A 21,877-nucleotide genomic window follows, 5' to 3' on the forward strand; every position below is an offset into this window, starting at 1 on the left:
GAACACCGCGTACATGATCAGGAAGACCGAAATCGCGAACCCGTCCTTCACCGTGTAGTACGGGTGGAAGGGGACGGTGTCCTCCTTCGACGTCACGTTCACGCCGGTCGGGTTGTTGTTCCCCGGCACGTGCAGCGCCCAAATGTGCAGGCCGACGACGCCGGCGATCACGAAGGGCAGCAGATAGTGCAGCGAGAAAAAGCGGTTCAGCGTCGGATTGTCGACGGCGAACCCGCCCCACAGCCAGGTCGTGACGGCATGGCCGACGACGGGCAGCGCCCCGATCAGGTTGGTGATCACGACGGCGCCGTGAAAGCTCATCTGCCCCCAGGGCAGGACGTAGCCGAAGAACGCCGTTCCGATCATCAGCAGGTAGATGATGCAGCCCAGGATCCACAGCACCTCGCGCGGCGCCTTGTAGGATCCGTAGTAGAGGTTGCGGAAGATGTGGATGTAGACGGCCAGGAAGAACATCGACGCGCCGTTGGCGTGCAGATTCCGGATCAGCCAACCGTAGTTGACGTCCCGCATGATCCGCTGGACCGAATTGAAGGCGTAGTCGACGTGCGGCACGTAGTGCATCGCCAGGATGATCCCGGTGACGATCTGCATGCCCAGCATCAGCGAAAGGACGCCGCCGAAGGTCCACCAATAGTTGAGGTTCTTCGGGGTGGGGAAAGTCAGGATGGTGTCGTTGGCCATCCGGATTACCGGCAGCCGCAGGTCCAGCCAGCGTTCGAAGCCGGTCTTCGGCTCGTAGGTTGAATGTCCGCTCATCTGCTCAGCCGACCTTGATCTTGGAGTCTGACAGGAAGGCGTAGTCCGGAACCGCCAGGTTCAGAGGCGCAGGACCTCTGCGGATCCGTCCGGAGGTGTCATAAACGGAGCCGTGGCAGGGGCAGAACCAGCCGCCGTAATCGCCACCGCCGAAGGTCGGCACGCAGCCCAGGTGAGTGCAGGTGCCGATCAGCACCAGGTACTGCGCCTTGCCCGGCTTGTGGCGGCTCTCATCCGTCGCCGGATCGCGCAGGTCGGCATGATCGTCCTTGATCGCCGCCTCGATCTCCTTTGCCGTGCGGTAGCGGACAAAGAGCGGCTTGCCCCGCCACTTGACCACAACCTGCTGGCCTTCGACGACCTTCGACAGGTCGAACTCGATGGAGGCGAGCGCCAAGGTGTCGCCAGCCGGGTTCATCTGGTCGATGAACGGCCACGCGAGGCCTCCGGCCAGGCCGACGGCTGCAACGCCCGCGGCGATATGGATGAAGTCGCGACGGTTCGGGTCATCGCCCGAAGCATGCGGATCGGGGTTTGCGCCCACGACGGTGTCGGCCACCTAAAGCTACCCTTCGTTTCGAGCCCCACGAAAGCGCAGGGGCCTTAAGTCTTTGGACCTTACCGGACGGCCCGGTAAGGGCTTTATTGTCACGGCGGGTTCGTACGGAACGCAACTCGCGGAAGCGCCCGCGGAGGTCCGCAAGGTGTCTTCCGTGATTCGTCTTTCCCGCCCGGCCTAACCCGTCGCGGATCGCTTAGAATGCGTTTGGCCCTTTTTCAACCGGACATTCCGCAAAACCTCGGCGCCGCACTCAGGTTGGGCGCCTGTCTGGACGTGCCGGTCGACGTAATCGAGCCCTGTGGGTTCCCGCTTTCCGACGCCGGCGTTCGTCGCGCGGCGATGGATTACGGCGCGCTCGCCCGGATGACGCGGCATGCGAGCTGGACCGAATTCCTGGCCGCGCCCGAGCGTCGCGCCGGTCGGCTCCTCCTCTTCACCACCCGCGGCGCCGAGCCACTCCACGCCTTTGCCTTTCGGACCGGCGATACCTTGCTGTTCGGCCGTGAGAGCGCCGGCGCGCCCGATGAGGTGCATGCGGCGGCCGACGCGCGGCTGTTCATTCCGCTGGCCGCAGGCGCACGATCTCTGAATCTCACGGTGAGCGCTGCGATCGCGCTTTCCGAGGCGCTTCGGCAGACCAATAGCTTTCCAACTGGCGCTCCGACGGGCTAGCAAGCAGCATGTCGACCCCGCACGCCATCAACCTGCCCCAGGAAGTCCACGACCGCCGCGCGCGGGCGCACGAATGGTTCGAGAACCTGCAGCAACGGATCATCGCCGAACTGGAACGTCTCGAGGACGAGGCGCCCGCGGAACTCTACCCTGATGCGCCCGGACGCTTTGAACTGCGGCCCTGGCGCCGGGAGTCCGGCGCCGGAGGCGGGATCGGGGGGCATTTTTCGGGGCGGCTCTTCGAGAAGGCCGGCGTGCACACCTCCGCGGCCGCGGCGCGCTTCTCGCCGGAGATGGCCGCAAGCATGCCCGGCGCAGACAAGGATCCGTCCTACGTCTCGGCGAGCATCAGCCTGATCATCCACCCGCGCAGCCCACGCGTGCCGATCGTGCACATGAACACCAGGTTCCTCTCAACCGCGGAGAGCTGGTTTGGCGGCGGGGCTGACCTTACGCCGACGCTGGCCGAGCAGCGCAGCCAGGACGCCGACGACGCTGTGCTGTTCCATGCTGCCATGAAGGCCGCCTGCGACGCCTACGACCCCGAGTGGTACGCCCGCTACAAGGCCTGGTGCGACGAGTACTTCTTCCTGCCGCATCGGAACGAGCCGCGCGGAGTGGGCGGAATCTTCTACGACCGCCACAACTCCGGCGATTTCGAAAAGGACTTCGCCTTCACCCGCGCCGTCGGCGAGGCCTTCCTCGACGTCTACCCGAAGATCGTGCGCCACCGGATGGACGAACCCTGGACTGACGAGGACCGCGCCCAGCAACTCATGCGCCGCGGCCGCTACGTGGAGTTCAACCTGCTCTACGACCGCGGGACGATGTTCGGCCTGAAGGCCGGCGGCAACATCGAGACGATCCTTTCCTCGATGCCGCCACTGGTGCGCTGGCCCTGAGCGAAGGCGGTCCGCCTGGGGCGCAGCATCGCGCCTTGGCCCAGGAAGCCTGGGACAATGTCTCTCAGGTAATGCCGGCCAGAACGCTGCTGACCATGTCGGCGAGGAGGCTCGGCATCGGCGTTCGACTGCTGAGGCCGACCGCGACTGCGGCGGCGCCGCTGCTCAAGACGATCAGCAATTTCCAGTATCGCATGGTCGGTCGCCGGGCCTCGCTCACCCAACTTCCGGACGGGCGTTACGTTGCCTGTCTCAGGAAATTCCTGATCCAGCCGCCGACACGCGCGCGGTCGTCAGGGCCATTGTAGCTCGCGACAGCGCGATCGGCCTCATCAGGCGTGTAGGGCCCTTCGCGCCGGTGTTCGATCAGCGACACCGCATAGGCGGGCTCGAACTCAGGATGCGGCTGGATGGAGATCGCCGGCTGGTCGCGCCAGACGAGACCCGCGATGGGCGTGAAGTCGCTGGCGGCGAAGACTTCAGCGCCCGGCGGCGCCTCGACAACCTGGTCCTGGTGCGAGGCGGGCAGTCGGATTGTCCCGGCGCTGTCGTCCTCAGACCCGGTCATCCACGCCTCGCGCGTCAACACCCGATACTCGTTCTCCCCCAGGCCCCAGCCCTTCGGCGACTTGATGACCTTGCCGCCGAACGCCTGCGCCATCAGCTGGTGACCGAAGCAGACTCCGACCAGGGCGGCGCGCCCCTTGGCCGCGCGCAGGAAATCCTCGGCGCTCGCGATCCACGGCAGCGGGTCGTAGACGCCCGCTGAGGCGCCCGTGACCAGATAGGCGTCGCAGGCGCTCGGCGACGTCGGCAACTCTCCCTCGTCGACGGCGAAGACATGATAGTCGTAGGTCGCCGGGCCCAGCAGCTTTTCGAACATGTCCGGATAGGTCCCGAATTCGGGAATGCAGGCCTTCGGCGGACGGCCGGCCTTGAGGATGCCGAGTTTCAAGACGTCCTCCTAATAAGCCATGCCTTGGGCGACGGCCTTCAGTTTCTCGACGGCCGAGAGTTTGTCGTCGATGAAGTCGTGGTCGATCCACCAGTCCTCCAGCTCGCGAAGCACCTGGCCGACCAGCGGCCCCTTCGGCACGCCGGCGGCGATCACATCCTCGCCGGTCAGCGGAAACGCCGGCGCGCTCCAGCCTTCGCCCAGCGCGATCATCCCGCGCCACTGCGGTGTCGTCGCCGTGCGCCCGGCGCGGGCCCAGGCGAGCTTGGCGCGGTCACGGAAGGCCTGAGCGCCCAGGCGGTAAAGCGCGCGGCGGATCTCCCGCGGGCTCATCCAGCTCTTGAAGGCCGGTGTCTGGGCCAACGCCGCTGCGATGCGATCGCGCTCGGCGTTGGGAAGCCGCAGGCGCTCAGCGAACTTCAGCGCGCCCACCTGGTCGTCGGGCAGCAGGGCCGCCAGGCGCAGCACGGAATCCGCCTCGAAGAGCTGGTCCTCCTCGATGGCGACCACGCCATTGAAGCGATCGAGGTCGACAGGTCCCGGCATAACCTCGCCCAGCACACCGGTTCGCGCCATCAGCGCCACGGCCCCACGCGGATCGGGCGCGGCCAGCAGCTTCAGGAGCTCCTTGGAGACCCTCTCCGCCGACAACGTCCTGAGCTCCCCGCGCAGGGTTTCGCACGCCGCCAACGCTGCCGCGTCGGCCGGACCCGAGCCGAACCAGGCGAAAAAGCGGAAGAAGCGCAGGATGCGCAGATAATCCTCGCGGACCCGCTGCTCCGCCTCGCCCACGAAGATGATTCGGCCGGCGCGCGCATCGGCGACGCCGTGGCCGGTAGGGTCAAGGAGACTGCCGTCACGACGGGCATAGAGAGCGTTGAGGGTGAAATCCCGCCGCCGGGCGTCCTCGGCCCAGTCTGTGGTGAAGGCCACCACTGCGCGGCGTCCGTCGGTCGCCACGTCGCGGCGAAGGGTCGTGATCTCGAAAGGCTTGCCGCCGCAGACCGCCGTCACCGTGCCGTGCTCGACCCCTGTCGGCACAGCCTTCAGGCCGGCGGCCTTGAGCGCCGTCGTCACCCGCTCGGGCGATAAGGTGGTGGCGATGTCGAGATCATCTACGGGGCGCCCAACAAGGGTGTTGCGAACGCAGCCGCCGACAAAGCGTGCGCAATCAGCCCCACCGGCGGCCTCCAGTGCGTCGAACACGGCCACCGTTTCCGGCGCGGTCATCCACGGGCGCTGACCGATCGTCTCGCTCATTTCGGGGTTGGCGCCTTCTCGAAATATCCCCGGGTCACCGTGCCGCTGGCGGTCACCTCGCCGGGCACGTAGCGGTCCTCGCGGTTGTCCCTGTGAAAGACCGCGGTCCCGATCAACGACAAGCCGACGAGCACGGCGCCGGCCGCGAACAGCCAGGCGTAGGGCGTTGAGCCCATCTCGCGGCCCGTGCGCCGAGCCACCGCGCGCCAGAAGAACCAGACCACGAACGGCAGCGCGATCAGCACAAGACGGATGAGCACGACCCTAGGCAACTGCGGCTCCATAAAGCCGATCGTAGAGCGCTCGCAGCATGCCTGCCGTGGCGCCCCAAATGAAGCGGTCCTCGTGAGTATAGGCGTAAAAGCGGCGTTTCTCGCCCGACGGCAGCTCGCGCTCGTGCTCCTCGACATTGGCGGGGTCCATCAGGAAGCCGAAGGGCGTCTCGAAGATGTCCGCCACTTCCTCCGGATTGGCCATCAGGGTGAAACCCGGCCGCACGAAGCCGACCACGGGAGTGATCAGGTAACCTGTGCCGGTGCGATATGGCGTGGACAGCCCGGCCACCGAGACGAAGGCCGGCTCCAGCCCGATCTCTTCGTGAGCCTCGCGCAGCGCCGTCTGCCAGGGGGTCTCGCCGGGATCTCGCCGCCCGCCGGGAAGCGCGATCTGGCCGGTATGGCGCCGAAGCGTGTCGGCGCGGCGCGTGAGGATCACAGAGAGCCCGGCGTCGCGCTCCACCAACGCGATCAACACCGCCGCCGGCGTCGGCGGCCCCTCGGCCTCGGCCGGGCCATAGGCCTTGCTCAGGTCATAGTCCGAATAGACCGCGTCAGCTTGCGCCGGGTCGTGCGCCTCCAGTGGATCGAGGTGCTGGCCAATCCAGTCCCGCAGATCGCCGCGCCCGCCGCGCAGGCTCATAGCTGGTGCGCCCGGGCCGGACCGACAGGGAACCATGTTCCGTTGGAAACGACCCCCAGCGTCGGGCCCGCCGGCGTCTCGCGCTCCTGCGCCATCTCCACCAGCTCGTAGAATACCGGCCGGGCGATTAGCGCCTCGAGGCCTCGGCGCACATGAACGTAGGGGCGCGGCTCGCCGTGCGGGCCCACCTCGACGCGGATGGCGTTTTCCGGGCCCGCCTCGACCTCGTCGCCGACATTGGTCAGGAACTTCAGCGCCTCGCCCAGCCGGTCCACTCGCGTCGCGATGAACGGCGCGTCCTCGACCGTGATCTTCAGCTTCTCGACCGGCGTGACCAGATGGATGCCGTCGGGATCCTTGCGCAGCACCGTCGAGAAGAGCCGCACCAGGGCTTCGCGGCCGATCGGCGTACCTTCATGAAACCAGACGCCGTCCTTGCGGATGACGATGTCGATCTCGCCGCAATGCGCGGGGTTCCACAGGTGTACCGGGGGCAAGCCGCGTCCAGGAGCCTGCTTTGCCGCGGCGACCACGCCCTCCAGTCCCGATCTATCTGCGTTATCCGCCATCGCAAGTGAACCTAGGCGCGCCCGCCACCCGCCTCAAGCCGCGCTTACGGTCTCACCTCGCGGGAGGCCGCGGGGAGGGCCGTCTATCGGGTTCGTTCAAACAGGAGCTACCAGGCCCGCGAGGTCGCCAGCTTCGGCGTGGAGCGCGCGGACCAGCACGCGGCGCTGATCGACCGGCCCCGGCATCCGCACCAGCCGCCCCGGCGTCGCCGCAAAGCCGACACGGCCGAAATAGGCCTCGTCGCCGACCAGCACCACGTGGCTCTCGCCGGCGGCCTCGGCCGCTTCGCAGGCGCGCGCGATCAGCCGTGCGCCGAAGCCCGCGTTGCGCTCGCCCAGCTCCACTGCGAAGGGGCCCAGGAACATCACCGCGCGCCCGCCAACCCGCACGCGCCACATGCGCGCGCAGCCCAGCAGGCGCTGGCCCGTCTTGGCGTCAGGGGCCCAGGCGCACATCGAAAGCTCCGGCGCGAACGTTGCGAACTCACGAACCCGCTCGGAAACTTTGGTGAAGCGGCCCGGCCCGAAGGCGCGGTCAACCAGGGCGTCGACCAACGGACCGTCCTTCGGCCGCTCAGATTGAATGACAAGCGCCGGGATGGGCGCGGAAGGCTGGAGGGTCATGGGCTCTTGAAGGGCTGCAGGTGCGACAGGGGACCGCCGAGGCCGCGGGCATCGGGGAACGGATAGGTCGAGGGCGCTCAGGCCCGGCGTCGTCGCTGTTGCATGTCAGGGGCCCTTTCGGCCGCCCAAAGGAAGCGCGCACGTAAGGCCAGCGGGCTTCTTCGTCAACGCCGTTGCGATACGCACCAACGCAAGGCAGGTTCGCACGCCCATGGCCGAGACCTCCTCAGCTGCCGTCCCCTCGGCCCGCGCCCTCCTCAAGGAACGCGACTATTTGGCCTTCTGGGTTTCACGCTGGACAGGCAGTTTCGCCGCCCAGATCCAGAGCGTGGCTATGGGCTGGCAGATGTACGCCATCGCCCGGGCGACCCGCTCGGTGCAGGAGAGCGCCTTTCTGGTGGGGATGATCGGGCTTGCAGCCTTCATCCCGGTTTTTCTCCTGGCGTTGCCGGCCGGCGAGACCGCCGACCGCCACGACCGCAAGAAGGTGCTGCTATTCTGCTTCACCGGCGAGATCGCCACGGTGCTGACCCTCGCCATCGCCACTTGGCAGGGCTGGGCCTCGGTCCCGCTCCTGCTGCTTGTCGGCTTCCTGTTCGGAACGGCGCGAGCCTTCTTCGCCCCGGCCAACACCGCTCTGGGACCGATGCTGGTGCCGCGCGCTCTCCTACCCCGCGCCATCGCCTGGAACTCCCTGGCCTGGCAGACCGCCTCGATCATCGGGCCAGCGGCCGGCGGTCTTCTGGTCGCGAAGTCGCCGACCTACGCCTATTTCACGACATTCGGCCTCTATCTGGTGGCCGCGCTCGCCACGTTCCTGATCCGCAAGAACACCCAGCCGGATGTCAGCCCCGGCTCGCGCTGGACGCTGATGAAGGAGGGGCTGGCCTATGTGTGGAACCAGAAGATCGTCTTCGGCGCGATCTCGCTCGACCTCTTCGCCGTGCTGCTAGGCGGCGCGACCGCGCTCCTGCCGGTGTTCGCCCGCGACATCCTGCACGTCGGCGCGCCGGGATTTGGCATCCTGCGCGCCGGCCCCGCAATCGGGGCGACAGCGGTGGCCCTGCTCTTGGCCGCCCGGCCGATCCACCGCAAAGCCGGGCTATTCATGTTCGGCGGGGTGGCCGTGTTCGGCCTGGCGACCTGTGTCTTCGCGCTCGCCCACCTCATTTGGCCTTCACGGGCGCTCTGGCTTTCCGTGGTGGCGCTGGCCGTGCTCGGCGGCGCCGACATGCTCTCAGTCTATGTCCGCCAGACGCTGGTGCAGCTGGTTACGCCAGATCCGATGCGCGGGCGGGTCGCCGCCGTCTCGTCGGTGTTCATTGGGGCGTCCAATGAACTGGGTGAATTCGAGAGTGGGGTCGTGGCCAGGTTTCTCGGTCCCGTGGGGGCGGCGCTCTTCGGTGGCGTCGGGGCGCTCATTGTCACTGGCGTCTGGGCCGGGCTCTTTCCCGCCTTGCGCAAGGCCGACCGCCTCGAATAACTGTCTCCGCATAAATTCAGGGAGCTTCCTTTAGGGAGATTACGCCAATGGGCGCGCTAGACGGCAAGGTGGTCCTGGTTACAGGCGGCGGCAACGGTATCGGGCGCGACTGCGCCCTGATTGCAGCACAGGAAGGCGCGAATGTCGTGGTCAACGACCTGGGCGGCGGCCTCAAGGGTGAGGACGAGGGTTCCGCGGGGCCGGCCGAGAAGGTCGCTCAGGAAATCCGCGCCGCCGGGGGCGATGCGGTCTCCAACTCTGACAGCGTCACCAGCCTCAAGGCGGTTGAAGGCATGGTCGAGCAGGCCCGCGACACCTTCGGCGGCCTGCACGCCGTGATCAATCCGGCCGGCATCCTGCGCGATGTCATGTTCCACAAGATGAGCGAAGAGGACTGGGACCGGGTCATCGACGTGCACATGCGCGGCAGCTTCAACGTCGCGCGCGCCACGATCGAACTGTTCCGCGAGCAGAACGACGGCGCCTACATGTTCTTCACCTCGACGTCCGGCCTGTTCGGCAACATCGGCCAGGCCAACTACGGCGCGGCCAAGATGGGCATCGCCGGCCTGTCGCGGATCATCGCCATGGAAGGCGCGCGCAACAACGTGCGTTCCAACTGCCTGGCGCCGGTCGCCTGGACGCGGATGACCCAATCGGTGCCGATCAAGGACGAAGCCGCCGCTGCGCGCCGCGCGGTGATGGCGGAGAAGGTCCGCGCCGACCAACCCGCACGCTTCTCGGTGGCCATGGTGACCCCCGCAGCGGCCTCCGTCTCCGGTCAGATCTTCGGCTCGTCAGGCGAGAACATCATTCTCTACTCACAGCCGCGGCCGATCGAGACAGTGACCAAGGAAGAGGGCTGGACGGTGCAGACCATCCTCTCGGAAGCCGTGCCGAAGATGGCTCCCAAGTTCTTCGACCTGAACCGCGCGCCGCTGGCCGGGTCCCAGAACAACCAGCAGCAGAAGCAGCCGGCCTAAGGGCCGACGACTTTCGGATTTGAGACGGCGGCAGTCTTCGGGCTGCCGCCGTTGTCATGTGCGGCCCTGGCCAGGGGCTGGGCCGAACGTCGGCAATCTAGGCGCGTTGCATGCTCACGCCGCGCCGCTGGCCCTCGGCGTCCAGGCCCAGAATGCCGTCGACCTTGTCGAGGTCGATGACCACCGCGACGCCCTTCTTCTCCGCGTCCGCCTTTTGCTCGTACTCCGGAGCCAGATCGTAGACCCGGTCGCGCTCGGCGCCCTCGGCGATCCGCGCGCGGCCGGCGAACTGCAATATGACCCGCTGAGCCGGGTGGCGGTACATGAGCGCCACGTTGGGGTTTTTGGCGATCGACTCCATTGTCGAGCCTCCGGCATTGCGCACCCAGAAGCCGAGCTGGTCGGCGGAAAACACCTGCGTGGAGCCTCTGTAGGAAAGTCGGGGCCGCCCTGCCTGATCCACAGACGCCAGGATCATCGGATTCCCCGCGATCAGCGCGCCGTTGATGTGTTCGCGGATCTCTTCGTTCAACTCTAGGGGCAAGGCCGTAATCTCCTCTTTCGCGCCGCGCAGACACGCTGGACGACGCCTTCGTCTGGCTCGCTTAGAGCCGGTGCCGCATCCGCCATTCGTCGCGGGTGAGCTCCCAATAGAGTGAGCGGCGGGTTGTGCCGTCGGGGCGCACACTTTCGACTTCGCCCATGCGCTTGAAGCCGGCGCCTTCGATGGCCTTGGCTGAGCGGACGTTGTCGAGCGCCGCGGTGAGGCCGATCAGGCGCAAACCCAGCACCTCGAACATCCAGGCCACCGAGTGGGCGACGCCCTGGCGGCCCTGGCCGCTGTTCTGCAGGTCGGCGCGCCGGGCGCCGGCCAACTCGCCGGACGCCCGCTCCGGCCAGATCGCGAAGTGGCTGTAACCCGAAATCCTGCCGGCTTCGTCGAGATTGACCGCCAGGATCGCGCGGCCTTCCTGGCGGAGCGCTTCGTTCTCGGCCACGTAGGCGGCCATGCTCTCGCGGGTGATCGGCCGGGGCAGGTCGTAGATCGGGTCCGAGACCTGCGGATCAGACAGTAGATCAAAGAGGCCGCCGACATGTTGCGGCCCGGCCACCGTGCGCCCCTCGGCCTTGCGGACGGCGGCGCGGATTGCGGCCTCTTCCTCGGGCGTGGCTTGCAGCACGGTTTTGGGCGGGGCGCTCATGATGCCGCGAGGTTCTCCAGCGCCTCCCCGTAGAGGCGGCGCACCGTCCAGCCTTCCTTCCTCATCGCCCCCAGACTGTCATAGAACTCAATCGAGGGCGTATTCCAGTCCAGCACCGACCACTCAAGCCGCCCGAGATCAGCCTCCACGCAGCGTTCTGCGAGCCGCTTGAGCAGCGCCTTGCCCGCGCCGACGCCGCGCGCGCCCGGGACAACAAACAGATCTTCAAGATAGATCCCCGCCCGGCCGCGGAAGGTCGAATAGCTGTAGAACCAGAGCGCGAAGCCCACCGGGACGCCATTGGCCTCCGCAATGTCGCAAAAGGCCCTGGGATTTTCGCCGAACAGGTCGCGGCGGATGTCGGCTTCGGTCGCCTCCACCTCGTGGGCCAGTCGTTCATATTCCGCCAGATCGCGGATGAACGACAGGATCAGTGCGGTATCGGCCGGCGAAGCGACCCTTACCGTTACGCTCGCTGGTGCATTCATGCTGGCGATAGGCTCCCGCCGCCGATCTTCACTCCGGGGGGCGGCGGCACGGAGTCAGGTACGAAGAAGTCAGGCATCAGCGGCTGGGTCGGGTCGACGCGGTATTTTTCAAAGTCGCGGACGCCTTCTCCATAAAGGAAGGTGTCGTCGATGACGAAGTTGCCACTGAACTCGCGCGCCGGCTTCACGAAGATCGCGTGGGCGGCGTCGGCCATGATCTCCGGCGTCCGGCAGCGGCGCATGCCCTCTTCGCCGGCCAGGGCGTTGCGGATTGCTGCCGTGGCGATGCCTGTGCGGGGCCAGAGCGCATTGAAGGCGATACCATCGTCCTTGAACTCAGCGCTCATGCCCAGCACGCACATGCTCATGCCGAACTTGGCCATGCTGTAGGCCGTGTGTCCAGCGAACCACTTGGCGCTCATGTCGAGCGGCGGCGAGAGCATCAGCACGTGCGGATTGGCGCTGCGCTTCAGGTGCGGGATGCAGGCCTTGGACGTCAGGTACGTCCCGCGCGCATTCACCTGGTTCATCAGGTCGTAGCGCTTCATGTCGGTGGCCAGTGTGCCCGTGAGCTGGATCGCCGAGGCGTTGTTCACGCAAATGTCGATACCGCCGAACTTCTGTGCGGTCTCCTCGACTGCGGCCATCACCGAGGCCTCGTCACGGACGTCGACGATAAGCGGGAGGGCCTTGCCGCCGGCCTTTTCGATGTCTTCGGCTGCCGTGTAGATCGTGCCGGGCAACTTCGGATGGGGCTCGGCGGTCTTAGCGGCTATGGCCACGTTCGCGCCATCGCGGGCGGCGCGCAGCGCAATGGCCAGGCCGATGCCGCGACTTGCGCCTGTGACGAAAAGGGTTTTGCCCTGCAGGCTCATGATTTCACTCCCCTGGTGCGCGCCATTTCTGGCCGCGCTTGACCAGCCTTACGCCGCCGCTCGATACCAGTCGACGCCGTTCTGGTCCCGCGTACGGACGGCCTGGCCGCGGGCGATCAGGCAGTTGAGATGCGCCAGGCTTTCGCCGGTGGCCAGACCCAGGAGATTGTTGTCGATCTGCCGTCGGAAGAGGGCGCGGAAGACGTCTACGGCTCGCTTGGGCTCGCCGATCAGTTGGCGCAGGCGCGCAAGTCCACGCTCGTGTCCGCCGATCAGGTGGTCGATCCGCGCGTGGAGCCCGAAGAACGGGTCGTTGTGGGCCGGCAGCACCAAAACCTCGTCCGGCACCTGGCCCTTGATCCGCGCGAGCGAAGTCAGCCAGTCGGTGAGCGGGTCGCCGTTGGGCTCGGTCGGGAACACCGAGACATTTGACGAGATCTTCGGCAGCACCTGATCGCCCGTGATGATCAAATTGAGGTCCGGGCACCACAAACAGGCGTGTTCCGGGCTGTGACCGGAGCCCACCACGACTTTCCACAGATGACCGCCGATCCGGATTTCGTCGCCGTCAGTCATCCGCTGGTAGCTGTCCGGAAGCGCATGCAGCGCGCGGCCAAAGCCGCCGAAGCGCGCGCGATAGGTCTCCAGCGCCTCTTCGTCCCAACCCGCGGCCCTGAAGAAGTTCAGCGCGTCGGCGGGCGCCTCGCGGCCGGTGTCGGCGGCGAGTGAGCGGCACATCAGGAATTCCAGCCGGCTGATCCACAGCCGGCAGTCGAATTTGCGGGTCAACCAGCCCGCCATGCCGATGTGGTCAGGGTGCATGTGGGTCACGAAAACCCGGCTCACTCTGCGCCCCGCCAAGGGTCCGGCGAAAGCCTCGCGCCAGGCCTGCTGGGTCGCCTGGCCGCCCATGCCGGTGTCGACGATCGCCCAGCCGTCGTCGTCCTCGATCGCCCAGACGTTGATGAAGGCGAGCGACCCGCCCAGCGGCATGCGCAGCCACTTCAGCCCTGGAGCGACATCCACCGCCTCTCCGGTCTTGGGGCCGTGCTCGAAGGGATAGATCAACTTCGGCCGGGGAGGTTCCGTAATGGTATGTTCGATCCCGTCCGCCAACGAAGCTCTCCAAGCGATTTGACCGCCATCTTCGACCGCCGGGCGCGTGAGGGCAAACCCCATCGCAGTGAGTTCCGCCGGAACTTTGCCGCATCCACGGCCTGAACGAGCGCCTCGCCTGTCCCTTCTCTCTACTCGGGCCGCGACTTCCTCTATCGTCTGATCAAGATCTACGCTGACGGGCCTTGAGGCCCGAAAAGCCAACAATAGCTGGCGGCCTGCCACCAAACTCAAGGTGGCGGGTTGATCTTAGGGCCCTTGCCCGAATGCCGCCCCGACCCAAAATCTAGCATGGGGCGCAGGAGACCGACGTGGCTTCACCGTTCGACGGATACGAGGTCGAACCTCGAAAGCGCCCTTCCGCGGAGGCCTATTCCTTCGACCTCGAGCGAACATTGTCCTCCGTCGTAGCCCTCGAGGCCCGGGTGCCGCCCGACGCCTTCACGGCCGCGTCCCTCGGTACGGACCGCATCGGCAACGGCGCCGTGATCGGGCCAGGCGGGCTCGTCCTGACGATCGGCTACCTGATCATGGAGGCCGAGGAGATCACCCTCACGCTCAATGACGGCTCGCGGGTGGGAGCTCACGCCCTCGGGGCGGACCCGGTTACCGGTTTCGGCCTGGCGCAGGCGCTTCAGCCGCTCGGCCTGCCGTCCTTGCCACTGGGCGCCTCACGCGGCCTGGAAGCCGGAAGCCCGATCATCGCCGCAGGAGGTGGAGGCCGTTCCCACGCGGTGGCGGGCCATGTCCTCGTGCGCATGCCCTTCGCCGGATATTGGGAGTATCTGCTGGAAAGCGCGATCATCACCGAACCTGCGCACCCCCACTGGAGCGGCGCAGCGCTGATTGGCGCGACAGGAGAATTGCTGGGTGTCGGCTCCCTCAGCCTACAGCGTCAGACGCGCACCGGGGCCATCAGCCCCATCAACATGTTCGTCCCCTCGGAGCTGTTGCCGCCCATCCTTGATGATCTGGCGCGGGGCCGCCCCGCCCATCCGCCGCGCCCCTGGCTGGGTGTGCTCGCCCAGGATCTGGGGCCGCACGTCGTGCTCATCGGCGTAAGCCCCGGCGGACCGGCCTCGCGGGCGGAGCTTCGCTCGGGGGATGTGATCTTGAGCGTCGCAGGGACGGCGGTGTCGGATCTCGCGGAGTTCTATACGCGGCTCTGGGCCCAGGGTCCGGCGGGCGTGACGATCGCCTTGCGCATCCAGCGCGATTACGACGTATTCGACGTCGAGGTCCGCTCGGTGGACCGAACGGCGCTGCTCAAGAAGCCCCGGTTCAACTGAAAGTCCGAGCCGCTTGAGTCTGCTCTGACTTAGCCCCTAAGCTGAGCTCCTGTAGCGGGGGGACACATCCAGTGAGCGGACGGATTTCGATGGGGCTGCCCCGGCGCGGCCTGATGCTGATGGCTGGGGCGGCCGGGGTGGCGCTCGCCGCACCCAGCCGCTTGCTGGCCGCCGCGCCGAAGGGCGCCGACCTGGCCGACGTTCGAGCTGCTATCGAACGCCAGCGTCCCCAGGCGATCAAGCGACTGCAGGACTGGATCGCGCTGCCCTCCATCGCCGCCGAGGGCCGAAATGCCCAGGAAGGGGTCAGCTACATGGCTGAGCTCCTGCGGGACGCGGGCTTTCAGAGCGCCGCTATTATCCAGACCGATGGCCGGCCAGGGGTCTTCGGCGTGATGGACAACGGCGCACCGCGGACCGTCGGCATGTACTTCATGTACGACGTGAAGCAGTTCGACCCTTCGGAGTGGTCGTCGCCACCGCTCGAAGCGCGGATCGTCGAGCGGCCGGGGCTCGGCAAGGTGCTGATCGGCCGGGGCGCGGTGAACCAGAAGGGTCCGGAGGCGACGTTCCTCGCCGCCCTCCACGCCCTCAAGGCTGCGGGTCGCAAGCCGCCCGTCAACATTGTCCTGGTCGCCGAAGGCGAGGAGGAGATCGGCTCACCGCACTTCCCGCAGATCGTGCGTCGGCCCGAAGTCCTGGGGGCGCTCAAGAAGTGCCATGAGGTCTGGATGCCGTTTGCGGCCCAAACGCCGTCGGGCGGCGTGGAGATAGACCTCGGCGCCAAGGGCCTGATCGAGGTGGAGCTTGTCTGCACCACCAAGGCCTGGGGCCGGGGCGCGGTGGACGACATCCACTCGTCCTACAAAGCCGAGCTCGACAGTCCGGTCTGGCGATTGGTCAAGGCGCTTTCAACGTTGGTCTCTGAGGACGGCAACGACCCGGCCATCGACGGCTGGTTCGAGAATGTGAAACCGTTGACGCCGCGCCAACGCGAGCTCGTCGCCGAAGAGGTCACCCATACCAGCGAGGCGGACCGCAAGAAGTTCCTGGGCATCCAGAAGTGGGTGCGCGACCTGCCGTATCGCGACGCGCTCGAGCGACTGGCGTCCCAGCCGACCGTGAATATTGAAGGGATGTACGCCGGATACACCGGTCCGGGCGGCAAGACGGTCCTGCCCTCGAAGGCGGTGGCCAAGCTCGACCTGCGGCTGGTTCCTGACCAGACCGCGGCAGAAGCCGAGCGCAAACTCAAGGCGCACCTGGCCAAGCGGGGCTATGGCGACATCTCCGTCAATGTGACAGGTGGCTATGACCCGACCCAGACGGAGGAGTCCTCGCCCCTGATACAGGCTTCGCTGGAGGTCTATCGCCGGGCGGGCCTGGACGTCGGCCTTTCGCCGAGACTGGCGGGGTCGTGGCCCGGCTACATCTTCACCGGCGCGCCGGTCAGCCTGCCGGCCGGCCATTTCGGGTTCGGCCACGGCGGCCGCCAGCATGCGCCGGACGAATACTACGTGATCGAAGCGGAACATCCGAAGCTTCGCGGCATGGCCGGCGCAACGGAGGGCTACGTCGAATTCCTCTATGCGCTTGCGGCCAAATAGCGGCCGCACCCCATGGCGAACTCGAGCCGGAGCAGCCTCGGTCAGAGCCTGTAGGCGAGCCTGGCGCTGAGGATGTCGGCGCCGTCATTCGAGGGCGTGCCGAGGTGAGCGTTGCTCCAATGCTGTCCCAGCAGTTCCACCGCCCAGCGATCGTTTAGGCGCCAGCCTACGTCAAAGGTGGCGTGAAAGAGTTCGCGATATCCAAACTCGCTGCGCTCCTCCCGAACCTCGCGCCGCTCGATATTCTCCTCGAGCGGCAAGCCGGCCATCGGCGGCGGTAGAAAGAGGTGCCCGTCGTGGATGGAGCCGCCGGCGCCTAGGTCCCCGTAGAGGCGGCCGCGCTGCACGCGCCATATGAGCCCGATCGTGGCGAAGTTGGTGAATCCGTCGAGGCTCGCCGAAACCCCGACGAATGGCCGGGGCGACCCTATGAAGTGCAGCGCGCCGATGGGCTTGAAAAGGAACTCAGCGTTCGCCGAAGCCCCTCGCTCCGTGCCGTGAGAGCCTGGGTAGACGATGCTCTGGGCCGTATAGCCCAAGCCGACCCGTATTTCCTGGGCGAGGCATGGGCTGGCCAGGGCCACAAGCCCGCCGGCCGCAAGCATACTGCGGGTGATCGTCTTCAGCGCAATGCACATGTCCGCCACCCCGACCCGCGCCGACCCTTCAACATATACGCAGGACGGTGCAGGTCGTTCCCGGGATCTGAGTGCAAAAGACACGCGAGCTTGAAGATGCCTTGGGATCCAAGGGGTTGATCGAGGCGCTCACCACAGCGCTAGTTACGTAGGTGGTATGTGGAGGACGCCTTGTGATCCTGGCCCTCATGGTCACGACAAGCCTGCTCGCCGCGGGCGACCCGCCCGCATCAGCGAGCACATCTGCGCCCACGCCCGTGGCGAACCCCACGGCGGGACCGGCTTACGCCCCGGCCAAGGCCAGTGAGCAGAAGGACACTCAGCTCGTGTGCAAGAGCGAACCGGTGCTTGGCTCGCGGTTGCCGGTCCGCAGGTGCCGGACGGTAGGTGACATCAAGGATCGGAGTTTGCAGGACCGTCAGGAGGTCGAGCACGCCCAGCAGAACCTCCAGATCCGAGGCAACTAGTGCTCCCGCCGGCTCTTCAGGCTGGCCGGACGACACTCAAATTCAGGACACACTGGGTTTCTCGCCGAGCCAGGTTCGGAGCGCTTTGAGAAACGGCAAAGCGTCGCGGAACTCCTTCTGGGTGAAGCCGTCACGCAAATCCTCCATCTTCGGGCGGATCGCGACCATCGACTGGCCGTAGGCCAGACGGCCGTCGGGCGTCAGCCAGATGCGCTTGCGCCGGCCGTCGGCCTGGCAGTGCTCCACCCGGACCAGGTTGCGGGCGTGAAGTCGCTGGAGGGTATTGGTCAGGCCGCTCTTGGTCATCTGCAATGCGCGAGCGATCTCCAGGGGCGTGATCCCATCGCCGCGGCGCGAGAGCAGGTTCATGACCTCGAATTGCGGATAAGTTAGTCCCACCGGGAGCTTGCGCGCGATGGCCGTGCGCACCAGATGTTCGATGTAACGGATTTCGTCGAAGACCTGGATGTCGGGATGGTCTTCCGGTTCGGCTGCCATGGCGAGCCTCCTCGTTCGCGTTCAAACAGATTACATCGTTCGTTGAGATAATCAAGTTCGATATCGAACTATAGCTGCGCTTGCCAAGGTCGCCGGCGCTAGATCGCGGCCGCCAGGGCGTCCGTCATCCCCTTCCGCGCCAGGGCGTCCGCGCGTTCATTGAGTTCGTGTCCGGCGTGACCCTTCACCCAGCGCCAATCCACCTCATGGCGCAGGCGCGCCTGATCAAGGCGTTTCCAGAGGTCGTCGTTCTTCACAGGCTTCTTGTCTGCAGTCATCCAGCCGCGGCGCTTCCAGTTGTGGATCCACTCCGAGATGCCCTTCATGACGTACTGGCTGTCGGTGTGCAGTTCGACCTTGCAGGGCTTCTTCAGCGCCTCCAGCGCCTGGATGGCGGCCATCAGTTCCATGCGGTTATTGGTGGTTGCGAGCTCGCCGCCGGTCAGCTCACGCTCGCGGTCGCCATACTGCAGCACCGCGCCCCAGCCGCCTGGGCCGGGATTGCCCGAACACGCACCGTCGGTGTGGATAACGACCTGCGGGGTCACGCCGGCGCCCCGTACAACACCAGGTCCGGTGAAGCGCGATGGACCGCGAGCTTACGCTCGTACTCGAGGGGATCTTTCGGACGCACCAGGGCCCCCGCCGGCGTCGCGCCCCAGTCATGCAGCCGCGTCAGGAAGAACCGCATCGCCGCCCCGTGCGCCAACACCGGCAAGGCGGACCGTTCGAGCGTGGACAGTTTTCGGCGAGTCTCGTAGCCGGCGACCAACTGGCGAGCCGAGGTGATGTTGAAGCTGCCGTCCGGCTCGAAGCACCAGGCGTTCAGCGCCACGGCAATGTCGTAAGCGAAGGCGTCCACGCACGCGAAATAGAAGTCGATCGCGCCGGAGAACTTGCCGGCGGTGAAGAACACATTGTCCGGGAAATAGTCAGCGTGAATCACACCCTGCGGGAGTTCCCGCGGCCATCTGAAAGCCAATAGTTCCAGATCGGACGAAATGGTCTTGGCAAGTCCAGGTTTTAGGGCGTCGGCTGCCGACGCGAGGCTCGCAAACAGCGGCGCCCAGGCCGCCTGGCCCAGGTCATTGGGCCGCGTCCGCGGAAAGCCTTCCGCCGCCAGATGCAGTTGCGCCAGGCCCGCGCCGGCCTCGCGGCAATGGGCTGCGCTCGGCCGACGAACCGAGAGACCCGACAGGAAGGAGACGATCGCGCAGGGCTTGCCACGAACCGTCTTCAGGAGGTTTCCCTGGCGGTCCGGGATCGGGGTGGCGCTTGGAAACCCTCGCCCGGCGATCCAGCGCAGAAGTTCAAGGAAGAAAGGCAGGTCGTCGGGGCGCACGCGGCGCTCATAGACCGTCAGGAAATACCGCCCGGCCTCGGTTTCCAGCAGGAAGTTGGAGTTCTCGACCCCTTCGGCCACGCCCTTCAGGCTGAGCGGCTGGCCCAGGTCGAAATCCGCCAACAGCGCGGCCAGCTCTTCGTCAGTGATATCGGTGTAGACCGCCATGGTCACCGCATGGGGTAGGTCGCCCACACGGTCAAGATGGGAGACGACAGCTCCCCGGAACCTCTGCAAATCCGCCGGCAGCTGCCTGAAGCTACGCAGCGGCCTGCTGTCCAGTTCCTGCTTCGCCGAGGACCGGTTCACGCGAGGCTCTCGTCCCGCGCCAGCGGCCGGCCTCGCGGCTGACGGTGACGCGTTGCGGGGCCGATCAAGCTTGCTGTTAAAGCTCTGGCGACAAAGACGGGAGGACGCAGCCAAGACGGCGGCCGACCATTGTGTTAGCGTTTGGATCTGCTCCGGGAGCCCACCATGATTTCTTGCAAGCTCGAGCAAGTCGACGGACGCCTCGCACTGGTCCTCGATGACGACGCCGTCGAAACTCTCGGCGCCCGCGTCGGAGACACCCTTCACCTGGAACTCTCGTCAGACGGCGTCCTGCTGATTGCGGAGCGCCAGACGTGGATCGAAGACAATCACGCTCGTGGCCGCGCCTTCCTGCGCCGCTACCGCCGCACCTTCGAACAGTTGAGCTAGACCCGGCGGTTCACCGGCGTAATCTGCTCCTCGACTTCTGCGTACGACCCGGGCGTCCTAGCTTTGGCTTAGGCTCTCCAGAAGCCTCGGAAGTTTGAAGCTGACCGTCTCGCGCTTTGCGTCGATCTCTTCCACCGACACTTCATAGCTTTGCGCGAGGCGTCCGATAACGCCTTGCACCAGCACCTCCGGCGCCGAGGCGCCGGCGGTGACGCCGACCACCGCGGCGCGGGACAACCAGGCGAGATCGAGGCCGTCGGCGTCGTCGATCAGATAGGCCGCCGATCCAGCACGCCTGGCGACTTCCGCAAGACGAACGGAATTGGAGGAATTGGCGCTCCCCAACACCAGCAGCACGTCGCTCCGCGCGGCCACCGCTTTCACCGCCTCCTGGCGGTTGGTGGTTGCGTAGCAGATGTCTTCCTTGTGCGGCGCAGCTATCGCTGGGAAGCGAGCGCGCAGGGCGGCGACGATCTCGGCGGTATCGTCCACCGACAAGGTGGTCTGGGTGACGAAGGCCACGTTCGACGGATCGCGGGGCGTGAAGGCGCGCGCATCCTCCGTGGTCTCGATCAGCACCACCGCACCTTCCGGCAGCTGGCCCATGGTGCCCACCACCTCCGGGTGGCCGGCATGGCCGATCAGCACGATCTCACGGCCGGCGTCGAAGTGGCGGCCAGCCTCCACGTGCACCTTTGAGACCAGCGGGCAGGTGGCGTCGAGGTAGAGCATCCTGCGCGACTTCGCCTCGGCCGGCACTGCCTTCGGCACCCCGTGCGCTGAGAACACCACGGGCCGGTCGAGGGGGCACTCGTCGAGCTCTTCGACGAAGATCGCGCCCAGCGCCTTCAGCCGCTCGACGACATGGCGATTGTGGACGATCTCGTGACGCACATAGACCGGGGCCCCATATTTCGCGATCGCCCGCTCGACGATCTGGATCGCCCGGTCAACACCCGCGCAGAAGCCACGGGGGGTGGCGAGCAGCACGGTGAGCGGCGGACGGAAGGCGTGAGGCTGCGACATCATCGTCCGAGTAAAGCAGGCGGGCCGGCAAGGTAAGGGGTCGCACGCGCGGCCGCCAGCCGCGTTGCCGCCGCATTCGCGAGGCTGTACTACGACGCCTCTGGCGCGACCCTCTCGCGCTCTCCAGTTACGGACGCCAGCCATGCGCCGCCTTATCCTGCTCGCCGCAGCCACCTTTATGGCCGCAGCGCCCCTTGCCGCCCATGCGCAGTATCCCGGTGGGCCTGGGGGCGGCGGGGTTGGCGGCGCCGGCCGCCAGGGGGACGACCAGCGCAAGCAGGAACAGGACGACGCCAAGAAAAAGAAGAAGGACAAGGACTGGGGCGACAATCAGGCCGCGCTTCCGCAGCTGCGCAATGCCGGCCCCTGCCCCTTTGTGAAGACGCTCTATGACGCCGGGCGCTACGTCGAGTTCAAGGACGATCGCGAGGCCTCGGCCAACGTCGGCTTCACGGGCGAGGTCCAGGGCATCTCGGCCGGCTGCCAGTACAAGGAGGACCAGCCGATCACCGTCTCGATGGACATCCTGTTCGAGCTCGGCAAGGGTCCCATGGCCCAAGGCTCCTCCAAGACCTACCACTATTGGGTCGCAGTCACCGACCGGAATCGCGACGTTATCGCCCGCCAGAACTTCGACCTGCCGGTGAACTTCCCGGCCGGGAAGGACCGGGTCTTCGTGACCGACTCGATCTCCAGTGTGGTCATTCCGCGCGGATCAGCCACGACCTCAGGGGCCAACTTCGAGATCCTGGTGGGCTTCGACGTCACGCCGCAGATGGCCGAATTCAACCGCCAGGGTAAGCGTTTCCGCGTGAACGCCGGGGCGACCGCCGTCGCGACCGGGGACAACACGACCCGCCGATGAGCGACCAGAAGCGGGGGCCCGGCGAGGCGACGACGCCTGTCGTCGCGCGCGATGGCGGGC

At 66.6% G+C, this 21,877-nt stretch carries 28 protein-coding genes; 9 read left to right on the forward strand and 19 right to left on the reverse strand.

Going from position 1 to position 21,877, the window contains the following annotated elements:
- Positions 1 to 777 (reverse strand): cytochrome b (locus tag VGI62_RS00115; RefSeq protein ID WP_331502346.1); only part of this gene is annotated, 777 nt, incomplete at its 3' end.
- 4 nt (positions 778 to 781) lie between these two features.
- Positions 782 to 1,336: a ubiquinol-cytochrome c reductase iron-sulfur subunit gene (petA, locus tag VGI62_RS00120; RefSeq protein ID WP_331502347.1), complete on the reverse strand. Its 555-nt coding sequence runs from the start codon at positions 1,334 to 1,336 to the stop codon at positions 782 to 784.
- Positions 1,337 to 1,537: 201 nt separating this feature from the next.
- Between petA and VGI62_RS00125 the strand changes: the two genes are divergently transcribed.
- Together VGI62_RS00125 and hemF are read left to right on the forward strand one after the other, a co-directional pair.
- Positions 1,538 to 2,011: a tRNA (cytidine(34)-2'-O)-methyltransferase gene (locus tag VGI62_RS00125; protein ID WP_331502348.1), complete on the forward strand. Its 474-nt coding sequence runs from the start codon at positions 1,538 to 1,540 to the stop codon at positions 2,009 to 2,011.
- 8 nt (positions 2,012 to 2,019) lie between these two features.
- Entirely contained in the window at positions 2,020 to 2,913 is an 894-nt protein-coding gene (gene hemF / locus VGI62_RS00130) for an oxygen-dependent coproporphyrinogen oxidase (RefSeq protein WP_331502349.1), read from the forward strand.
- Positions 2,914 to 2,977: 64 nt separating this feature from the next.
- Here the strand turns inward: hemF and VGI62_RS00135 are convergent, their stop codons facing one another.
- The 7 genes from VGI62_RS00135 to VGI62_RS00165 form a co-directional block, all read right to left on the reverse strand.
- Positions 2,978 to 3,109 carry a hypothetical protein gene (locus tag VGI62_RS00135; RefSeq protein WP_331502350.1) on the reverse strand — a complete coding sequence of 44 codons (132 nt, stop codon included), beginning with the start codon at positions 3,107 to 3,109 and terminating at the stop codon, positions 2,978 to 2,980.
- Positions 3,110 to 3,151: 42 nt separating this feature from the next.
- A complete protein-coding gene (locus VGI62_RS00140) occupies positions 3,152 to 3,868 on the reverse strand; it encodes a type 1 glutamine amidotransferase (RefSeq protein ID WP_331502351.1) in 717 nt (238 codons plus the stop codon).
- A gap of 9 nt (positions 3,869 to 3,877) precedes the next feature.
- Complete coding sequence (locus VGI62_RS00145) at positions 3,878 to 5,128, reverse strand: CCA tRNA nucleotidyltransferase (RefSeq protein ID WP_331502352.1); 1,251 nt, start codon at positions 5,126 to 5,128, stop codon at positions 3,878 to 3,880.
- Positions 5,125 to 5,400, reverse strand: a complete 276-nt coding sequence (locus VGI62_RS00150; RefSeq protein ID WP_331502353.1) for a hypothetical protein — start codon at positions 5,398 to 5,400, stop codon at positions 5,125 to 5,127. Before VGI62_RS00150 ends, VGI62_RS00145 begins: the two co-directional genes overlap by 4 nt.
- A complete protein-coding gene (locus VGI62_RS00155) occupies positions 5,393 to 6,046 on the reverse strand; it encodes a CoA pyrophosphatase (RefSeq protein WP_331502354.1) in 654 nt (217 codons plus the stop codon). The genes VGI62_RS00150 and VGI62_RS00155 overlap by 8 nt, the downstream gene beginning before the upstream one ends.
- Positions 6,043 to 6,615: a DUF1285 domain-containing protein gene (locus VGI62_RS00160; protein ID WP_331502355.1), complete on the reverse strand. Its 573-nt coding sequence runs from the start codon at positions 6,613 to 6,615 to the stop codon at positions 6,043 to 6,045. The genes VGI62_RS00155 and VGI62_RS00160 overlap by 4 nt, the downstream gene beginning before the upstream one ends.
- A gap of 96 nt (positions 6,616 to 6,711) precedes the next feature.
- Positions 6,712 to 7,239, reverse strand: a complete 528-nt coding sequence (locus VGI62_RS00165; protein WP_331502356.1) for an N-acetyltransferase — start codon at positions 7,237 to 7,239, stop codon at positions 6,712 to 6,714.
- 211 nt (positions 7,240 to 7,450) lie between these two features.
- On the opposite strand from VGI62_RS00165, the gene VGI62_RS00170 reads away from it, so the two are divergent.
- Together VGI62_RS00170 and VGI62_RS00175 are read left to right on the forward strand one after the other, a co-directional pair.
- Positions 7,451 to 8,722, forward strand: coding sequence for an MFS transporter (locus VGI62_RS00170; protein WP_331502357.1), 1,272 nt, complete (start codon positions 7,451 to 7,453; stop codon positions 8,720 to 8,722).
- A 47-nt stretch (positions 8,723 to 8,769) separates the two neighbouring features.
- The gene (locus tag VGI62_RS00175) at positions 8,770 to 9,705 is read left to right on the forward strand and encodes an SDR family NAD(P)-dependent oxidoreductase (RefSeq protein ID WP_331502358.1); all 936 of its coding nucleotides are present in this window, start codon (positions 8,770 to 8,772) and stop codon (positions 9,703 to 9,705) included.
- A gap of 97 nt (positions 9,706 to 9,802) precedes the next feature.
- Here VGI62_RS00175 and VGI62_RS00180 read toward each other — a convergent pair whose 3' ends face one another.
- From VGI62_RS00180 to VGI62_RS00200, 5 genes are all read right to left on the reverse strand, one after another.
- Complete coding sequence (locus tag VGI62_RS00180) at positions 9,803 to 10,249, reverse strand: pyridoxamine 5'-phosphate oxidase family protein (protein WP_331502359.1); 447 nt, start codon at positions 10,247 to 10,249, stop codon at positions 9,803 to 9,805.
- A gap of 61 nt (positions 10,250 to 10,310) precedes the next feature.
- Positions 10,311 to 10,907, reverse strand: a complete 597-nt coding sequence (locus VGI62_RS00185; RefSeq protein WP_331502360.1) for a GNAT family protein — start codon at positions 10,905 to 10,907, stop codon at positions 10,311 to 10,313.
- Positions 10,904 to 11,395 (reverse strand): GNAT family N-acetyltransferase, encoded by a 492-nt coding sequence (locus VGI62_RS00190; RefSeq protein ID WP_331502361.1) that lies wholly within the window; start codon positions 11,393 to 11,395, stop codon positions 10,904 to 10,906. Before VGI62_RS00190 ends, VGI62_RS00185 begins: the two co-directional genes overlap by 4 nt.
- Positions 11,392 to 12,270 carry an NAD(P)-dependent oxidoreductase gene (locus tag VGI62_RS00195; RefSeq protein WP_331502362.1) on the reverse strand — a complete coding sequence of 293 codons (879 nt, stop codon included), beginning with the start codon at positions 12,268 to 12,270 and terminating at the stop codon, positions 11,392 to 11,394. The genes VGI62_RS00190 and VGI62_RS00195 overlap by 4 nt, the downstream gene beginning before the upstream one ends.
- A 48-nt stretch (positions 12,271 to 12,318) precedes the next feature.
- On the reverse strand, positions 12,319 to 13,386 hold the full coding sequence (locus VGI62_RS00200; protein ID WP_331502363.1) for an MBL fold metallo-hydrolase: 1,068 nt from the start codon (positions 13,384 to 13,386) through the stop codon (positions 12,319 to 12,321).
- Positions 13,387 to 13,697: 311 nt separating this feature from the next.
- On the opposite strand from VGI62_RS00200, the gene VGI62_RS00205 reads away from it, so the two are divergent.
- Together VGI62_RS00205 and VGI62_RS00210 are read left to right on the forward strand one after the other, a co-directional pair.
- A complete protein-coding gene (locus tag VGI62_RS00205) occupies positions 13,698 to 14,675 on the forward strand; it encodes a S1C family serine protease (protein WP_331502364.1) in 978 nt (325 codons plus the stop codon).
- A 71-nt stretch (positions 14,676 to 14,746) separates the two neighbouring features.
- Complete coding sequence (locus VGI62_RS00210; RefSeq protein ID WP_331502365.1) at positions 14,747 to 16,282, forward strand: M20/M25/M40 family metallo-hydrolase; 1,536 nt, start codon at positions 14,747 to 14,749, stop codon at positions 16,280 to 16,282.
- Positions 16,283 to 16,323: 41 nt separating this feature from the next.
- On the opposite strand, the gene VGI62_RS00215 is transcribed toward VGI62_RS00210, so the two are convergent.
- A complete protein-coding gene (locus tag VGI62_RS00215) occupies positions 16,324 to 16,920 on the reverse strand; it encodes an acyloxyacyl hydrolase (RefSeq protein WP_331502366.1) in 597 nt (198 codons plus the stop codon).
- Between the two features lie 173 nt (positions 16,921 to 17,093).
- Between VGI62_RS00215 and VGI62_RS00220 the strand changes: the two genes are divergently transcribed.
- Positions 17,094 to 17,387 (forward strand): hypothetical protein, encoded by a 294-nt coding sequence (locus VGI62_RS00220; RefSeq protein ID WP_331502367.1) that lies wholly within the window; start codon positions 17,094 to 17,096, stop codon positions 17,385 to 17,387.
- A gap of 42 nt (positions 17,388 to 17,429) precedes the next feature.
- Here the strand turns inward: VGI62_RS00220 and VGI62_RS00225 are convergent, their stop codons facing one another.
- From VGI62_RS00225 to thrB, 3 genes are all read right to left on the reverse strand, one after another.
- Positions 17,430 to 17,885 (reverse strand): MarR family winged helix-turn-helix transcriptional regulator, encoded by a 456-nt coding sequence (locus VGI62_RS00225; RefSeq protein WP_331502368.1) that lies wholly within the window; start codon positions 17,883 to 17,885, stop codon positions 17,430 to 17,432.
- A 98-nt stretch (positions 17,886 to 17,983) separates the two neighbouring features.
- Entirely contained in the window at positions 17,984 to 18,433 is a 450-nt protein-coding gene (gene rnhA / locus VGI62_RS00230) for a ribonuclease HI (RefSeq protein WP_331502369.1), read from the reverse strand.
- Positions 18,430 to 19,395, reverse strand: coding sequence for a homoserine kinase (gene thrB / locus VGI62_RS00235; RefSeq protein ID WP_331502382.1), 966 nt, complete (start codon positions 19,393 to 19,395; stop codon positions 18,430 to 18,432). The genes rnhA and thrB overlap by 4 nt, the downstream gene beginning before the upstream one ends.
- Before the next feature lie 306 nt (positions 19,396 to 19,701).
- Here thrB and VGI62_RS00240 point away from each other — a divergent pair, with 306 nt between their 5' ends.
- Entirely contained in the window at positions 19,702 to 19,926 is a 225-nt protein-coding gene (locus VGI62_RS00240; RefSeq protein WP_331502370.1) for a hypothetical protein, read from the forward strand.
- Between the two features lie 57 nt (positions 19,927 to 19,983).
- On the opposite strand, the gene ispH is transcribed toward VGI62_RS00240, so the two are convergent.
- Entirely contained in the window at positions 19,984 to 20,952 is a 969-nt protein-coding gene (gene ispH, locus VGI62_RS00245; RefSeq protein ID WP_331502371.1) for a 4-hydroxy-3-methylbut-2-enyl diphosphate reductase, read from the reverse strand.
- Between the two features lie 142 nt (positions 20,953 to 21,094).
- On the opposite strand from ispH, the gene VGI62_RS00250 reads away from it, so the two are divergent.
- Entirely contained in the window at positions 21,095 to 21,817 is a 723-nt protein-coding gene (locus VGI62_RS00250) for a Tat pathway signal sequence domain protein (RefSeq protein ID WP_331502372.1), read from the forward strand.
- Positions 21,818 to 21,877: the final 60 nt, after the last annotated feature.

This window comes from Phenylobacterium sp. (genome assembly GCF_036495085.1).
GTDB lineage: Bacteria > Pseudomonadota > Alphaproteobacteria > Caulobacterales > Caulobacteraceae > Phenylobacterium.

Bases quoted from the DNA above. Each gene is read 5' to 3' on its own strand.
- VGI62_RS00240 (WP_331502370.1), top strand. From the start codon at position 19,702: ATGATTTCTTGCAAGCTCGAGCAAGTCGACGGACGCCTCGCACTGGTC.
- VGI62_RS00160 (WP_331502355.1), bottom strand. From the start codon at position 6,615: ATGGCGGATAACGCAGATAGATCGGGACTGGAGGGCGTGGTCGCCGCG.
- VGI62_RS00155 (WP_331502354.1), bottom strand. From the start codon at position 6,046: ATGAGCCTGCGCGGCGGGCGCGGCGATCTGCGGGACTGGATTGGCCAG.
- VGI62_RS00185 (WP_331502360.1), bottom strand. From the start codon at position 10,907: ATGAGCGCCCCGCCCAAAACCGTGCTGCAAGCCACGCCCGAGGAAGAG.
- thrB (WP_331502382.1), bottom strand. From the start codon at position 19,395: ATGGCGGTCTACACCGATATCACTGACGAAGAGCTGGCCGCGCTGTTG.
- VGI62_RS00135 (WP_331502350.1), bottom strand. From the start codon at position 3,109: ATGCGATACTGGAAATTGCTGATCGTCTTGAGCAGCGGCGCCGCCGCA.
- ispH (WP_331502371.1), bottom strand. From the start codon at position 20,952: ATGTCGCAGCCTCACGCCTTCCGTCCGCCGCTCACCGTGCTGCTCGCC.
- VGI62_RS00175 (WP_331502358.1), top strand. From the start codon at position 8,770: ATGGGCGCGCTAGACGGCAAGGTGGTCCTGGTTACAGGCGGCGGCAAC.
- VGI62_RS00170 (WP_331502357.1), top strand. From the start codon at position 7,451: ATGGCCGAGACCTCCTCAGCTGCCGTCCCCTCGGCCCGCGCCCTCCTC.
- VGI62_RS00165 (WP_331502356.1), bottom strand. From the start codon at position 7,239: ATGACCCTCCAGCCTTCCGCGCCCATCCCGGCGCTTGTCATTCAATCT.
- VGI62_RS00195 (WP_331502362.1), bottom strand. From the start codon at position 12,270: ATGAGCCTGCAGGGCAAAACCCTTTTCGTCACAGGCGCAAGTCGCGGC.
- VGI62_RS00250 (WP_331502372.1), top strand. From the start codon at position 21,095: ATGCGCCGCCTTATCCTGCTCGCCGCAGCCACCTTTATGGCCGCAGCG.
- VGI62_RS00190 (WP_331502361.1), bottom strand. From the start codon at position 11,395: ATGAATGCACCAGCGAGCGTAACGGTAAGGGTCGCTTCGCCGGCCGAT.
- VGI62_RS00215 (WP_331502366.1), bottom strand. From the start codon at position 16,920: ATGTGCATTGCGCTGAAGACGATCACCCGCAGTATGCTTGCGGCCGGC.
- VGI62_RS00125 (WP_331502348.1), top strand. From the start codon at position 1,538: ATGCGTTTGGCCCTTTTTCAACCGGACATTCCGCAAAACCTCGGCGCC.
- VGI62_RS00225 (WP_331502368.1), bottom strand. From the start codon at position 17,885: ATGGCAGCCGAACCGGAAGACCATCCCGACATCCAGGTCTTCGACGAA.
- hemF (WP_331502349.1), top strand. From the start codon at position 2,020: ATGTCGACCCCGCACGCCATCAACCTGCCCCAGGAAGTCCACGACCGC.
- VGI62_RS00145 (WP_331502352.1), bottom strand. From the start codon at position 5,128: ATGAGCGAGACGATCGGTCAGCGCCCGTGGATGACCGCGCCGGAAACG.